We start from the raw sequence: 13142 nt of genomic DNA, 5'->3' as shown, positions 1-13142 counted from the left end.
CGTGGTGCATCTCGCGCCAGCTCTGGTGGGGGCACCAGATCCCGGTCTGGTACGACGCGGATGGCGGCGTCCACGTCGCCGGCAGCGAGGCGGAAGCCCTGGCGCAGGCGGCGGAGAAGCACGGCCGGCCGGTGGCGTTGCGCCGCGACGAAGACGTGCTCGACACGTGGTTCTCCTCCGCCCTGTGGCCGTTCTCGACGCTGGGCTGGCCCGAGGCGACGCCGGACCTCGCGCGCTACTACCCGACGAACACGCTGGTGACCGGCAAGGACATCCTGTTCTTCTGGGTCGCGCGGATGATGATGCTCGGCCTGCACGTCACCGACGAGGTCCCGTTCGACACGGTCTACCTGCATACGCTGGTGCGCGACGCCTCGGGCGCCAAGATGTCGAAGTCGAAGGGCAACGTCGTCGATCCGCTCGGGCTGATCGACCAATACGGCGCCGACGCGCTGCGCTTCACGCTGGCCGCGCTCGCCGCGCAGGGGCGCGACATCAAGCTCAGCCCGGCGCGCGTCGAGGGCTATCGCAACTTCGCGACCAAGCTCTGGAACGCGGCCCGCTTTGCCGAACTCAACGGCTGCGCCCGCGATCCCGCCTTCGACCCGCGCGCCGTGCGGGAACCGCTCAACCGCTGGGCGCTGGGGGAGGGCGCGCGCGCCGTCGCCGAGGTCACGGCGGCGCTGGAGGCCTACCGCTTCAACGACGCGGCGGCGGCCGCCTACCGCTTCGTCTGGAATATCTTTTGTGATTGGACCATCGAACTGGCCAAGCCGGTGTTGCAGGGCGAGGGCGTCGATGCCGGCGTGAGAGCCGAGACGCAGGGCACCATCGCCTTCCTGATCGATCAGATCGCCAAGCTCCTGCACCCGTTCATGCCGTTCCTCACCGAGGACTTGTGGGCGATCAAGGGCGCGGCGATCCCCGAGCGCGGCCTGCTCACCCTCCAGCCCTGGCCCGACCTCTCGGGCCTCGCCGACGCGGAGGCCGAGGCCGAGATCGGCTTCGTCGTCGACCTCATCTCCGAGGTGCGCTCGGCCCGCTCCGAGACCGGCGTCCCGGCAGGCGCCGCGGTGCCGCTGGTGGTCGTGAACGCCGACCCGGCCGTCCGCGCCCGGATTGCGGCGTGGCACGACACCCTGGTCCGCCTCGCCCGCCTCTCCGGGATCGATTTCGCCGAGACCGCGCCGAAGAACGCGGTGCAGTTGCTCGTGCGCGGCAGCGTCGCGGCACTGCCGCTCGACGGCATCGTCGACCTCGCCGCCGAGGTCGCCCGCCTGAACAAGGAGGCCGCCAAGGCCGAGGGCGAGATCAAAAAACTCGACGCAAAGCTCGGCAACGCCGACTTCGTCGCGCGGGCCCCCGAGGAGGTGATCGAGGAGAGCCGCGAGCGCCGCGAGGCCGAGATCGCGCGGCTGGCCAAGCTGCGCGAGGCGCTGGCGCGGCTGAGCGATGGGCAGGCGTGACGGACCACAACTTGCCGCGACCGTGCGCAACGTGATACGTACTCCGTATCGCATCGGGCTCGTGGATGATCGGCTCCTTCCGCTGCAAGCACACGCGGACGCTCTAAGAGGATGGAGTCGCGCGACCCGCGTGGCGCGCCTTTGCGGAAGCGGCCCTGCGCAAGCTCGACATGCTCGCCTCCGCCACCGCGCTGAGCGATCTGCGCAGCCCGCCCGGCAACCGTCTGGAGAATCTGGGCGGGGATCGCCGGGATCAATGGAGCGTCCGTATCAACGACCAGTGGCGGCTCTGCTTCCGCTGGACGGAGGCAGGTCCCGAGGACGTCGAGATCGTCGATGACCATTGATCGGAGGACCGCCATGCCGCGCATCCGTACACATCCGGGCGAGATCCTGAGCCGGGAGTACCTGGCTCCGCTCGGCTTCAGCGCGACGCGCCTTGCCGAGGAGATCGGCGTTCCGGCCAATCGCCTCACCGACATCATCCGCGGGCGCCGGGGCATCACGGCGGACACCGCGATCCGGCTGGGGCGGCGCTTCGCCACCGCGCCGCAGTTCTGGATGAATCTGCAGGCGGCCCACGACCTGTCGAAGGCCGAATCCGCCAACGATTATTCGGATGTCCGCGCCCCGGAACGCGCCTGACGCCGGGGCGCCGCGCAGGAAGCACGCATGCCCCTGCGCCGGCTGACCCAGGCGTTCGCCGGCCTCGCCGTCCTGCTGGTCCTCGCCGTCGTGCTCACGGCCAAGCCCGGCGATCCGAGCCTCTACCCGCCCACCGAGGCGTCCCCGCCGACGATCCATGTGATCAACCACGGCTGGCACAGCGGCGTGATCCTGCCGCTGGCGGCGCTGACGGGGGAGGGCGCCGGGCCGGCGCTCCGCACCATCGCGGAGCGGTTCCGGGCCTATCCGGCGATCGAGTTCGGCTGGGGCGAGGCCCGGTTCTACGCCGCGACGCCGACGCTGGCCGCGTTCGACCTGCGGCTCGCGCTCGAAGCCCTGTTCACCCCCGGCGGCCGCGACGGCGTGGTGCAGGTGGTCGGCCTCGATGCCGATCTCCGCACGCGCTTTCCGCACGCGGAGATCGTCGCGGTGCCGGTGTCGCGCGCCGGCCTGAGCCTGCTCGCCGCACGCCTGGAATCGCACTTTGCGCTGACCGCCGGCCTGCCGGTCGATGTCGGCCCCGGCCTCTACGGGCCGAGCCTGTTCTACCGCGGCGCCGGCCGGTTCTCCTGGACGAACGTCTGCAACCACTGGACCGCGGGGCTCGTCAACGCCGCCGGCCTGCCAGTGGCGCCGGTGCTGGCCACCCTGCCGCGCGGGCTGATCCTCGACCTGGCATGGCGCTCGGGCGCGACGCCGCTGCCGCGGGCCGCGCGGCCGTCCGAGGACGCCAACCTGTCGAAACCGTAATCCGGCCGCCACGGCCGGGTCAGGCGCCGGGCCGTAGAGGGGTCTCCACAGCCCGCCGAGACGGCGGCGCCCCACGTCTTTCGGAGATCCCCGCATGTCCGTTCCCCAGACCCGCACCGTCCGCGTCCGTCGCGCGGCGCTCGCCTCGGTGGCGGCGGCCGCCCTCGTCGCCGGGGGCGCTGCCGGCAGCGGATACTGGCCCGCCACCACCCCCGCCTACGCCCAAGCCCTGCCCAAGACCGCGATCACCACCACCGAGCACCCGCCGGGTTCGTTTGCCGACATCGTCGACACGGTGAAGCCGGGCGTCGTCTCGGTGAAGGTCAAGCTCGACGACGCGGCCTCCGGCGATGACGAGGACGGTCCCGGCCCGCAGGCCCCCAACCTCCAGAACGTGCCGCCGCAACTGCGCGAGTTCTTCAAGCGGTTCGGCCAGAACGGCCCGAACGGCGGCCAGCCGGGCATGCCGCGGCAGGGTCAGGGCCAGCGCGGCGCGGTCGGCTCCGGATTCATCATCTCGGAGGACGGCTACGTCGTCACCAACAACCACGTCGTCGACCATGCCCGGACCGTGCAGGTGACGCTCGACGACGGCCGCACCCTCGACGCCAAGGTGATCGGCAAGGATTCCAAGACCGACATCGCGCTCCTGAAGATCAGGGATGCGGGCCGCTACCCCTACGTTCGCTTCGGCCGCGCCGCGCCGCGGGTCGGCGACTGGGTGGTGGCGATCGGCAACCCGTTCGGATTGGGCGGCACGGTGACGGCCGGCATCGTCTCGGCGCGCGGCCGCGACATCGGCGCCGGCCCCTACGACGACTTCCTGCAGATCGACGCGCCGATCAACAAGGGCAATTCCGGCGGCCCGACCTTCAACGTCGACGGCGAGGTCGTGGGCGTGAACACCGCGATCGCCTCGCCGTCCGGCGGCAGCGTGGGCTTGGCCTTCGCGATCCCCGCCGAGACCGTGCAGGCGGTGGTCGAGCAGCTCCGCACCGACGGCAAGGTCGCCCGCGGCTATCTCGGGGTGCAGGTCCAGCCGGTGACGCAGGACATCGCCGAGGGCCTCGGCATGGCCAAGCCCAAGGGCGCGCTGATCGACCACGCCGAGGACGGCACGCCCGCCGCCAAGGCCGGCCTCAAGTCCGGCGACGTGATCGAGTCGGTGGACGGCAACGCGGTCAACGACGCGCGCGAGCTGTCGCGCAAGATCGCGGGGCTGAAGCCCGGCGCCAAGGTGCAGATCGCCTATCTCCGCGCCGGCAGGGCCGACACGGCGACGATCACGCTGGGCGCGCTGCCGGCGACCGAGGGCGTCGCGGCGGCGGGCGGAAGCGACACCTCCGGCGGCCAGCCGCGGCTCGGCCTCAGCCTGGCGCCGGCCGCCGAGGTCGGCCTGTCCGACGCGGGCGTCGCGGTGGTCGCGGTCGATCCGGACGGCCCGGCCGCGGCCAAGGGCATCGAGCAGGGCGACGTCATCCTCGACGTCGCCGGCAAGAGCGTCACCCGCCCCTCCGAGGTCGCAGACCAGATCCGCTCGGCGGAAGCCGGCGGCCGCAAGGCCGTGCTGATGCGGATCAGGAGCGCCAAGGGCGCGACCCGGTTCGTGGCGCTCTCGCTCGCGAAGGACAACGGCTGAGCGGGAACGATGGCCGAGCGCGCCGCCGAGCCGCCCCGCCCACGGGTTCGACCCCGTGGGCGGGGCGCTTGGCTCGCGCGGGACTTCACGCCGCGGCGGTGCCTTCCTTGGCGGCGTCCTTGCTTGTCGAGACCCCGTGGCTCGCCGAGACGGCCCATGCCGGCTCGATCGGGGTTCACGCCACGGGCCGGATGGCCGATGATCGGTGGCGTCGAGACGCGCCGCCCGGATGCCCGGCGGGGTTCGATCCGTGGGAGGGTGAGGAGGCCGATGCGGTCCATCGATCTGAACGCCGATCTCGGCGAGGGCTACGGCACCTATGCCTGCGGCGACGACGCGGCGATGCTCGGGCTCGTCACCTCGGCCAACGTCGCCTGCGGGATGCACGCGGGCGATCCCGAGATCATGGCCGCGACCTTCGCGCTCGCCAAGGGCAACGGCGTCGCCGTCGGCGCGCATCCGGGCTTCCCGGATCTGTGGGGTTTCGGCCGGCGGCGGATGCCGTTCACCGCGGCCGAGATCGAGCGCCTCGTCGCCTATCAGGTCGGCGCGGCGCAGGCGCTCGCGACGTATGCCGGCCACAAGGTCACCTACGTCAAGCCGCATGGGGCCCTGGGCAACATCGCCGCTGCCGAGCGCGACGTCGCCGACGCGATCGCCCGCGCGGTCCGCGCCGTCGATCGCGAACTCGCCCTGCTGGCCACCGCGCTGAGCGCGCAGGTGCCGGCCGGCGAGGCGGCGGGCCTCGCGGTCCACCAGGAGATCTTCGCCGACCGCGGCTACACCGAGGCGGGCCAGTTGATCGCCCGCGGACAGCCCGGCGCGATGATCGAGGCGGCCGACGCGGCCGCCGACCGGGTCCTCGCGATGGTCGAGGCCGGTGCGATCATCACGGCGCAGGGCACCCGCCTGCCGACGCCGATCCGCTCGGTCTGCGTCCACGGCGATTCCGTCCACGCGGTCGCCATGGCCCGCGCCGTGCGCGCCCGGATCGAGGGCGCCGGCATCCGCCTCGCACCGTTCCGGGGTTGAGGCGGCGATGGCGGACGGGGATGCGCCCGCCCTCCGGCTGCGCGATGCCGGCGAGGCGGCCCTGGTCGCCGAGTTCGGCAGCACGGTCGACCCGGCGATCAACGACCGGGTGCTGGCGCTCGACGACGCGCTGCGCGCCGACCCGCCGGACGGCCTCGCGGAGACCGTGCCGACCTACCGCTCGCTGATGATCCACTACGATCCCCTCGTGCTGACCCGCGAGACGCTCGCGGCCCGGGTGGTCGCCCTATCCGCGGGCGCCGCCGCCCGCGCCGCCGCCCCGTCCCTCTGGACGCTGCCGTGCTGCTACGCGGACACCTGCGGCGGCGAGCCCTGCGGCGAGGACATCGCCGCCATCGCTGAATTGACCGGGCTGTCGGTGGAGCGGGTCGCGGCGCTGCATGGGAACGCGACCTACCGGGTCTACATGTACGGCTTCGCCCCAGGCTTCGCCTATCTCGGCGGCCTGGCCCCGGACCTCGCGGTGCCGCGCCGCGCCCGGCCGCGGCCGCCGCACCCGGCCAACGCCCTGCTGATCGGCGGCGGGCTGGCAGCCGTCGGCACCGTCTCGATGCCGACCGGCTGGTACGTGATCGCCCGCACGCCCGCCCGCCTCTACGCGCCCGAGCGCGAGCCGGTCTTCCCGGTCGCGGCGGGCGACCGAATCCGGTTCGAGCCGGTGGATGCGCCCACCTACGCCGCCCTGGAACGCCGCGCGGCGGCCGGCGAGACCGTGGCGCGCCGCGAGGCCCATGCGGAGGCGGCGCCCTCATGAGCGCGCGCCTCGCCATCCTCGCCGCCGGCCCGAGCGTGACCCTCCAGGATGCGGGGCGCCACGGCTACCTGCGCTACGGCATCACCGCGGCCGGGCCGATGGACCCGCTGGCCTTCGCCACCGCGAACCGTGCCGCCGGCAACCCGGCGGGCGCCACCGCGATCGAGGTCTCGGCCGGCGGCCTCTCGGTGGCGGCGGAGGACGGCCCGCTCGGGCTGGTGCTGGCAAGCACCGGCTTCCGCATCGCGCTCGACGGGCAGGCGCTGCCGCAAGCCGTCGCGCTCACCCTGGACCCGGGGCGGACGCTTTCCGTACGCGCCGGGCCGTCGGGCGCGTGGTGCTACCTCGCGGTGTGCGGCCGCATCGCCGTGCCGCCGATGCTCGGCGCGACGGCGACCCACACCCGCTCGAACCTCGGCGGCCTGAACGGCCGGGCGCTCGCGGCCGGCGACAGGCTGGCGGTGGCCGATGCGCGCACCGGCGCCGGCAACCCGCAGGCGCTGGTCGCGCCCTGGCTCGACCGGCCGGCGGACGTGATCCGCGTCGTGCTCGGGCCGCAGGACGACGCCTTCGCCCCCGACCAGGTCGACGCCTTCCTCGCCGGGCCCTGGACGGTCGGCGGGCGCGGCGACCGCATGGCCTGCTTCCTCGACGGGCAGCCTCTCACCCATGCCAGCGGCCACGACATCGTCTCCGACGGCATCGTCATGGGCGCGATCCAGGTGCCGGGGGAGGGGCTGCCGATCGTGCTGATGGCCGACCGGCAATCCACCGGCGGCTATCCGAAGATCGCCACCGTGATCGGGCCGGATCTCGGCCGGCTCGCGCAGGCGCAGGCCGGCACGCGCCTTCGCTTTTCCGCCGTCACGGTCGCCGCGGCGGTCCTCGCCCGCCGCGCGGAAGCCGAGACCTTGGGTCCCGACATCCGGATGGAGCCGGTGATCCGGACGACGTTCCCGCCCGAATTCCTGCTCGGCCTCAACCTCGTGGACGGCGTCGTCGACGCGCGGGTCTGATCCGGTCATGCCGGACAGGCACGGGTTCGCGTCGGAACGCCGGCCTGGATCGCGACGCGATCGGCTCGATCGGCGCGCCGCGGCCATCACCAGGGCCTCGTGCGGGCTCTTGTCGCGGTGACCCCCGCGGGTGAAGGCTTCCGGCTCCGCGCGCGGTCCCGGCTCCGGGGATGCGCCAGGGCCTTGCAGCGCGCGTGCGATGGACGATGCGATGACCGAGACGCCCGCCCCGAGCCCCCGCGCGCTGCGCCGCGCCTATGCCCGCCACGTCCCGGTCGGGACGCGCTGGGGCGACAACGACGTCTACGGCCACGTCAACAACGTGGTCTCCTACGCGTTCTTCGACACCGCCGTGAACCGCCTGCTGATCGAGGCCGGGGTGCTCGACATCGCGGCGTCCGGGGTGATCGGCCTCGTGGTCGAGAGCGGGTGCCGCTACCACGCGCCGATCGCCTTCCCCGACGCGGTGACGGCGGGCGTGCGCGTCGCGCGGATCGGCCGGTCGAGCGTGCGCTACGAGGTCGGCCTGTTCCGCGGCGACGCGGCGGAGGTCTCGGCCGAGGGCTTCTTCGTCCACGTCTACGTCGCGCGCGCCACCCGCCGACCCGTCGCGCTGCCCGAGCGCCTGCGCGCCGTGCTGGAGGGCTGGACGGTCGCCTGAGCGTCGCCCCGTCCGTGACACCCCCGCCCCCCCTTGCTATGGCGCGGGGATGAGGCGCCGGCCGCCGATCGGCACCGGTGCGAGCGGATTTCATCGATCATGAACATCTTCGCCCTGTTCGAGGCACGCGTGCGCGAGGCCGTCGAGGCGCTCACCCGAAGCGGCGCGCTGCCCGGAGGGCTCGACCTCGCCCGCGTCGTGGTCGAGCCGCCGCGCGATCCCGCCCACGGGGATCTGGCGACCAACGTCGCCCTGGTGCTCGCCAGGGAGGCGAAGACCAACCCGAAGGCGCTCGGCGAGGCGCTGGCCGCGGAGCTGCGCACCGACCCGCGGGTGGTCGAGGCCGCGGTCGCAGGGCCGGGTTTCATCAACCTGCGCCTCGCACCGGACGTGTTCCACGACGTGCTGCGCGGCGTGCTCGCCGACCCGGCCGGCTACGGCCGCGGGCACATGCCGGGCGGGCCGGTCAACATCGAGTACGTCTCGGCCAACCCCACCGGGCCGATGCATGTCGGACACGGGCGCGGCGCGGTGTTCGGCGACGCGCTCGCCAACCTCCTGGTCGCCGCCGGGCGGCAGGTGACGCGGGAATACTACATCAACGACGCCGGCGCGCAGGTCGACGTGCTCGCCCGCTCCGCGCACCTGCGCTACCGCGAGGCCCTGGGCGAGGCGGTCGGCGCGATCCCCGAGGGCCTCTATCCGGGCGACTACCTCGTGCCGGTGGGCCGCGCGCTCGCCCAGGCGCACGGCCGCACGCTCCTCGACGCGCCGGAGGCCGAATGGCTCCCCGTGGTGCGCGAGACCGCGGTCGCGATGATGATGGACATGATCCGCGCCGACCTCGCCGCGATCGGCATCCACCACGACGTGTTCTTCTCCGAGCGCACCCTCCAGGCCGGCGGCGGCGGGGCGGTGGCGGCGCTGCTCGCCGAACTGCGCGCGCGCGGGCTCGTCTACGAGGGCCGCCTGCCGCCGCCGAAGGGCCAGGTGCCCGAGGATTGGGAGGACCGCGAGCAGACCCTGTTCCGGACGCGCGACTTCGGCGACGACACCGACCGGCCGCTGCTGAAGTCGGACGGCACCTACACCTACTTCGCCTCCGACATCGCCTATCACCGGGCGAAGTACCTCGCCGGGGCGACCGAACTCATCGACGTGCTGGGGGCCGACCACGGCGGCTACGTCAAGCGCATGCAGGCGGCGGTGAAGGCCGTCACCGACGGGAAGGCCAGCCTCGACGTGAAGCTGTGCCAGCTCGTGCGGCTGCTGCGCGCGGGCGAGCCGGTGAAGATGAGCAAGCGGTCCGGCACGTTCGTGACGCTGCGCGAGGTGATCGACGAGGTCGGCCGCGACGCGATCCGCTTCATGATGCTCTACCGCAAGAACGACGCGACGCTCGATTTCGACCTCGCCAGGGTGGTCGAGCAGTCGAAGGACAACCCGGTGTTCTACGTCCAGTACGCCCATGCCCGCATCCGCTCGGTGCAGCGGCAGGCCCGCGAGGCGTTCCCGGACTTCGACCCGGCCGATGCGGCGGGCCTCGCCGATGCCGACCTCGCGGTGCTGTCCGATCCCGGCGAGGCCGAGATGCTGCGCCTGATCGCGCAGTATCCGCGGGTGCTGGAGGCGGCGGCGGCCGCCCACGAGCCGCACCGGATCGCCTTCCACCTCTACGAGACGGCGAGTGCGCTCCATAGTTTCTGGAACAAGGGCAAAGACTTGCCGCAATTACGGTTTGTTAATGCAACCGACCGAAAGTCGACACGGGCGAGGCTGGCGCTGGTCGAGGCGCTGCGCAGCGTCCTCGCGTCCGGCCTCGCGGTACTCGGCGTGAGCGCACCGGACGCGATGCGGTGAGCGCACCCCGAACGTCGGCGTGTGATGAGGATGCTGCCATGACCAACGCTTCGCGCGCGCCTGTCGATTTCGACGCCTTCGCGCGCGATCTGCAACCGTCCGGCGGCGCCCCGCGGGCGTCCGAGCCGGCCGCCCAGAAGCCCGATCCCCTGGCCGAGCTCGCCCGGATCGTGGGCCAGGACGATCCCTTCCGTGCGCTGCTCGCCGCCCGCGACGACCGGCGCCAGCCCGCGCCGCAGACGCAGGCGCCCGGCCGTGTCGAGCCGCGCTTCGCGGAGGAGGTCGGCCATCCGGGCGCCCAGCGCAACACGCCGGCCGACGCCTTCGACCAGTATCTCGCCTCCGTCGATCACGGCGGCGCGCAACAGGCGGCGTACGGCCAGGCCCGGGACTTCCAGGCGCAGCAGGACTTCCAGGCCCAGGGCTTCCAGACTCAGGGCTTCCAGACTCAGGGCTTCGAGACTCAAGACTTCCAGGCCGGGCCCGGAGAGGCCGAGGTCCACGACCAGCGCGGCCTGAAGCGGGTGAAGCCGCGGCGCCGCCTCGTCACGGTCGGCGCCGGCGTGGCCGTCGTGGTCGTCGCCGTCACCGGCGCGCTCACCTACAAGGGCCTGCACCGCGGCGGGACCGGCGGCGGCGTGCCGGTGATCCAGGCGGACGCCTCGCCCGTGAAGGTCGCGCCGAAGGTCGCCGACGGCGTCGAGATCCCCGACCAGGACCGGCAGATCTACGAGCCGAAGGCCAAGGACAGCCAGATCCGCATCGTCAACCGCGAGGAGCAGCCCCTCGACGTGGCCCAGGCCGCCCGGGCGGCGCAGGGATCTGCGCAGGGGCAGGAGAGGTCCGGCCAGGACCGCGGGACGGAGGCCGCGGTGACGCCGGGTTCGGCCTCGTTCGATGCGTTCGGCCAGCCCCGCAAGGTCCGGACAGTGGTGGTGAAGCCCGATACGCCGCCCCCGGCCGCCCAGCGCGAGGTCCAGGCCGAGGCGCTGCCGCTCTCGCCGATCCCGACGATGACGCTGCCCGGCGAGGACGCGCCCGTCCGCACCCGTCCCGGCCGGATGGCGGCGGCGACGCCGCAGATGCCGGTCCAGACCGCCACCGTGCAGCAGGCCCCGTCCCAGGCGGTCCCCGTCCAGGCGCCGCCCGCCCCGGAGCGCACGCCCGCCGCCGCGGCCCCGGCGCCGGTCAGGGCCAAGTCGCCCCAGCGCATCGCCGCCGTCAGCCCGGAGTCCGCCGCGCCCGCCGAGTCGCCGGCGACCACGGCCACCGTGAGCAACGCCGCCGTGGGCGGGTTCTCGGTGCAGCTCGGCGTCCGCACCAGCGCCCGCGAGGCGCAGGCCGCCCTGCGCGAGATGCAGGGCAAGTACGGCCAGCTCGCCGGCAAGCCGGAGCTGATCCGTCAGGCCGAGGTCAACGGCAAGACGATCTTCCGGGTCCGCGTCGGGCCGCTCGCCAAGGCCGAGGCGACGAGCCTCTGCACCGAGCTGCAAGGCGCCGGCGGCCAGTGCTTCGTCGCCAAGAACTGATTCTCGGACTGATTCCACCCCGGCGCGCGATCCGTCGAGCTTTCGTTGCGCACCCTCAACCCCAAAAGATTCCGGGAAAACCGTCCCCGATGACCTCCCGTGCCCTGATCCTCGGCTGCGCCGGCCAGACCCTCTCGGCCGAGGAGACCGCCTTCTTCCGGGACGTGCGGCCCTGGGGCTTCATCCTGTTCAAGCGCAACGTCGGCACGCCGGACGAGGTCCGGGCGCTGACGGCGTGCTTGCGCGCCACGATCGGGCGCGACGACGCGCCAATCCTGATCGACCAGGAGGGCGGCCGGGTGCAGCGCATGGGGCCGCCACACTGGCCGGCCTATCCGGCGGGCGGCCGCTTCCGCCGCCTCGACGGGTCCGCCGCCGCGATGGCGCAGCTCGGCGCCCGCCTGATGGCGCATGATCTCACCGACGTCGGCATCAACGTCGATTGCGCACCCGTGCTCGACGTGCCGGAACCGGGGGCTCACGACATCATCGGCGACCGCGCCTACGCCACGACGCCCCACAGGGTGGCGGAGATCGGCCGGGCGGTCGCCGAGGGGCTGATGGCCGGCGGCGTGCTGCCGGTGATGAAGCACATCCCCGGCCACGGCCGCGCGGCCTGCGACAGCCACCACGGCCTGCCGGTGGTGGTGGCCGGGCGGGACGCGCTGGGCGCGCAGGACTTCCAGCCCTTCCACGCGCTCGCTGACCTGCCGATGGCGATGAGCGCGCACGTGGTGTTCACGGCCATCGACCCCGACCGGCCGGCGACGCAGTCGCCGGCCGTCGTCGCCGAGGTGATCCGCGGCGCGATCGGCTTCGACGGCCTGCTGATGACCGACGACCTGTCGATGCACGCGCTCACCGGGCCGTTCCGGGCGCGCGCCGAGGCCGCGTTCGCGGCCGGCATCGACGTGGCGCTCCACTGCAACGGCCGCCTCGACGAGATGCGCGCCGTGGCGTCCGGGACGCCGGCGCTGGCGGGCACGGCCCTGCGCCGGGCCGAGGCTGCGCTTGCCCGCCTCGCCGGAGGCCGCGACGGCCTCGACCTGCCGCTGGCGCGGGCGCAATTCGCCGCGGCGTTGGCGCGGGCCGCCTGACGAGGTTCGGTGCGCAAACCGGTTTGCGGGCCCCTGAGCGGGATTGACCGCTTGTGTTCGCGGGGCGCCGTCCCTAGGTTCGGCGCGAAATTCCACCGCGGACACGAGCCGTCGCGGACACGTAGACGCAATGCGTGCATCGTGGCGCAGGAGGTTGCCATGGGCAGCATGAGTATCTGGCACTGGGTCGTCGTCGCCGTCATCGTGATGCTGCTGTTCGGCCGCGGCAAGGTCTCCGACCTGATGGGCGACGTCGCCAAGGGGATCAAGGCGTTCAAGAAGGGCATGGCCGAGGAGGAGACGCCGGCGCAGGCAGCCCATCCGGCCGCCCCCGCCGAGCCCGTCCGCACCATCCCGCACGCGGCCGAGACGAGCCCCGGCACCGCGATCCCCGCGAGCCACCTGCCGCAGGCCGAGCGCAAGCCCGTCTGAGGCCGCGCGGGCCCGCACTCCGGTGCGCGGCCCTTTTCCGGGGCCGCCGGCATCGTGCCGGCAGGCCCGAGGCTGCAGGACCGTCGACGACATGCTGGACATGAGCTGGGGGGAGGTGATGCTGATCGGCGGCGTCGCCCTCATCGTCATCGGGCCGAAGGACCTGCCGAAGGCGTTGCGCACCGTCGGCCAGGTCACGCGCAAGGTCCGCCGCATGGC

General features: G+C 73.4%; 13 protein-coding genes and 1 pseudogene. All 14 read left to right on the top strand.

Annotated elements, in window-relative coordinates; genetic code table 11:
* A partial coding sequence (locus ACFE86_RS16685) for a class I tRNA ligase family protein (protein ID WP_375456449.1) occupies positions 1 to 1466 on the top strand: 1466 nt, incomplete at its 5' end.
* A gap of 152 nt (positions 1467 to 1618) precedes the next feature.
* Positions 1619 to 1813, top strand: a pseudogene (locus ACFE86_RS16680) (type II toxin-antitoxin system RelE/ParE family toxin); the annotation flags it as partial.
* Between the two features lie 13 nt (positions 1814 to 1826).
* A complete protein-coding gene (locus ACFE86_RS16675) occupies positions 1827 to 2111 on the top strand; it encodes a HigA family addiction module antitoxin (RefSeq protein ID WP_375456448.1) in 285 nt (94 codons plus the stop codon).
* A gap of 27 nt (positions 2112 to 2138) precedes the next feature.
* Positions 2139 to 2882: a DUF2459 domain-containing protein gene (locus ACFE86_RS16670; protein WP_375456447.1), complete on the top strand. Its 744-nt coding sequence runs from the start codon at positions 2139 to 2141 to the stop codon at positions 2880 to 2882.
* A gap of 94 nt (positions 2883 to 2976) precedes the next feature.
* Positions 2977 to 4521 (top strand): Do family serine endopeptidase, encoded by a 1545-nt coding sequence (locus ACFE86_RS16665; RefSeq protein ID WP_375456446.1) that lies wholly within the window; start codon positions 2977 to 2979, stop codon positions 4519 to 4521.
* Positions 4522 to 4791: 270 nt separating this feature from the next.
* Positions 4792 to 5553 (top strand): 5-oxoprolinase subunit PxpA, encoded by a 762-nt coding sequence (locus tag ACFE86_RS16660; RefSeq protein ID WP_375456445.1) that lies wholly within the window; start codon positions 4792 to 4794, stop codon positions 5551 to 5553.
* A 7-nt stretch (positions 5554 to 5560) separates the two neighbouring features.
* On the top strand, positions 5561 to 6328 hold the full coding sequence (locus tag ACFE86_RS16655; protein WP_375456444.1) for an allophanate hydrolase subunit 1: 768 nt from the start codon (positions 5561 to 5563) through the stop codon (positions 6326 to 6328).
* Positions 6325 to 7344, top strand: a complete 1020-nt coding sequence (locus tag ACFE86_RS16650) for a biotin-dependent carboxyltransferase family protein (protein WP_375456443.1) — start codon at positions 6325 to 6327, stop codon at positions 7342 to 7344. The genes ACFE86_RS16655 and ACFE86_RS16650 overlap by 4 nt, the downstream gene beginning before the upstream one ends.
* A gap of 211 nt (positions 7345 to 7555) precedes the next feature.
* On the top strand, positions 7556 to 8005 hold the full coding sequence (locus tag ACFE86_RS16645) for an acyl-CoA thioesterase (RefSeq protein WP_375456442.1): 450 nt from the start codon (positions 7556 to 7558) through the stop codon (positions 8003 to 8005).
* Between the two features lie 99 nt (positions 8006 to 8104).
* Positions 8105 to 9865 (top strand): arginine--tRNA ligase, encoded by a 1761-nt coding sequence (gene argS, locus ACFE86_RS16640; RefSeq protein ID WP_375456441.1) that lies wholly within the window; start codon positions 8105 to 8107, stop codon positions 9863 to 9865.
* A 38-nt stretch (positions 9866 to 9903) separates the two neighbouring features.
* On the top strand, positions 9904 to 11394 hold the full coding sequence (locus ACFE86_RS16635; protein WP_375456440.1) for an SPOR domain-containing protein: 1491 nt from the start codon (positions 9904 to 9906) through the stop codon (positions 11392 to 11394).
* A gap of 89 nt (positions 11395 to 11483) precedes the next feature.
* Positions 11484 to 12491, top strand: a complete 1008-nt coding sequence (gene nagZ, locus ACFE86_RS16630; protein WP_375456439.1) for a beta-N-acetylhexosaminidase — start codon at positions 11484 to 11486, stop codon at positions 12489 to 12491.
* A 159-nt stretch (positions 12492 to 12650) separates the two neighbouring features.
* A complete protein-coding gene (locus ACFE86_RS16625; RefSeq protein WP_375456438.1) occupies positions 12651 to 12923 on the top strand; it encodes a twin-arginine translocase TatA/TatE family subunit in 273 nt (90 codons plus the stop codon).
* Between the two features lie 91 nt (positions 12924 to 13014).
* Positions 13015 to 13142: twin-arginine translocase TatA/TatE family subunit (locus tag ACFE86_RS16620; RefSeq protein ID WP_375456450.1), on the top strand; the 128-nt coding region annotated here is incomplete at its 3' end.

Origin of the sequence: uncultured Methylobacterium sp. (genome assembly GCF_964244095.1) — a bacterium.
GTDB lineage: Bacteria > Pseudomonadota > Alphaproteobacteria > Rhizobiales > Beijerinckiaceae > Methylobacterium.
The sequence above is the reverse complement of the archived record's forward strand: the minus strand, read 5'-3'. Positions and strand labels throughout refer to the sequence as shown.